The 1,675-nt window shown below is 58.6% G+C and carries 2 protein-coding genes; both read left to right on the top strand.

Annotated features, from left to right (window positions below):
- On the top strand, positions 1-814 hold an 814-nt coding region (locus tag ACXRVY_RS27720; protein WP_458238803.1), incomplete at its 5' end, for an AMP-binding enzyme.
- A gap of 339 nt (positions 815-1,153) precedes the next feature.
- Positions 1,154-1,675: DUF1302 domain-containing protein (locus tag ACXRVY_RS27715; RefSeq protein ID WP_458238802.1), on the top strand; the 522-nt coding region annotated here is incomplete at its 3' end.

Raw genomic sequence — 1,675 nt, 5'->3', positions numbered from 1 at the left:
CCTCAATGCCAAGGCCGCGCAGAACGTCGACTTCGGCGGCTGGAAAATCGTCATCGGCGGTAGCGCCCTGAACCGTACGTTGTACGAGGCGGCCAAGGCCAAGGGCATTCAGTTGACCGCGGCGTACGGCATGTYGGAGACCGGGCCGCTGGTGTCGTGCGCGCACTTGAACGATGAGCTGATGGCAGGCACCGAAGACGAACGCACCACCTACCGGATCAAGGCTGGCGTGCCGGGGCCGCTGGTGGAGGCGGCGATCGTCGACACCGAGGGCAACTTCCTGCCCGCCGACGGCGAGACTCAGGGTGAACTGGTGCTGCGTGCACCGTGGCTCACCGAGGGCTATTTCAATGAACCGCAGAAGGGCGCCGAGCTCTGGGCCGGCGGCTGGCTGCACACCGGCGACGTGGCGACCCTGGACAGCATGGGGGTGATCGACATTCGTGACCGGATCAAGGACGTGATCAAGACCGGTGGCGAGTGGATTTCCTCCCTGGACCTGGAAGACCTGATCAGCCGTCATGCGGCGGTACGTGAAGTAGCAGTGGTGGGGATTCCCGATCCGCAGTGGGGCGAGCGGCCGTTTGCCCTGCTGGTGCTCCGTGAGGGTCATGCAATCGGGGCTCGGGAACTCAAGGAACACCTCAAGCCGTTCGTGGAGCTGGGGCACTTGAGCAAGTGGGCGATTCCGAGCCAGATTGCCCTTGTTACTGAAATTCCCAAGACCAGCGTCGGCAAACTCGACAAGAAGCGCATTCGTGTCGACATCACCGAATGGCAAGCCACCAACAGCACCTTCCTCTCGACGCTTTAAGCGCCTCTCGGCGTGCCCGAAAGGGCACGCCAGCCCCACCAAGCAAGCGCTTGGCTTGTCAATTCGAATTTTTCAGCCATCCTTGCCGTGCCGACGGGTGTCGGACTGGCGAAAGGACTGTTCCAGAGTGGCTGGCAACTGCAAATCACACTTTAGAGGGATCAAGCACTACTACCTGCTGGCTATAGTCCGTTCAAGGATTTTTAAGAACGGGGCAACCGCACGAACCGGGGCGATGCAACTTTGGAATGACTTTGGGATGCCATGGCTCCCGGTTATCCACAGCGTTTTTAGAAGTGCTCATTGCCATAAAAATAAAATGCACATGGAGTAGCGTCGATGACATCAGTAAACCAGTTCTGGCGCCGGGCGAAACTGCCCCTGGCTGTCAGTCTTGCTTCTACGCTCGCCGGGCCAGCATTCGGCGTCAGTTTCAACGTTGGTGAAATCGAAGGTCAGTTCGACTCATCCCTGTCGATTGGCGCCAGTTGGTCTACCGAACAGCCGAACAAGAACCTCATCGGCGTCAACAACGGCGGTAAGGGGCTGTCGCAGACTTCTGATGACGGTCACCTGAACTTCAAGAGCGGGGAAACCTTCTCGAAGATCTTCAAGGGCATCCATGACCTTGAACTGAAATACGGCGATACCGGTGTTTTCGTCCGTGGCAAATACTGGTACGACTTTGAACTGAAAGACGAAAGCCGTCCGTTCAAGGACATCAGCGACGACGGTCGCAAGGAAGGCGCCAAGTCCGCTGGCACTCAACTCCTCGACGCCTTCGTCTACCACAACTACTCCATTGCCGATCAACCAGGTTCCGTGCGCCTGGGCAAGCAGGTCGTGAGCTGGGGTGAAAGT

It is taken from the genome of Pseudomonas sp. P5_A2_2 (assembly GCF_054177685.1).
This window is presented reverse-complemented; position numbering and strand designations above follow the sequence as displayed.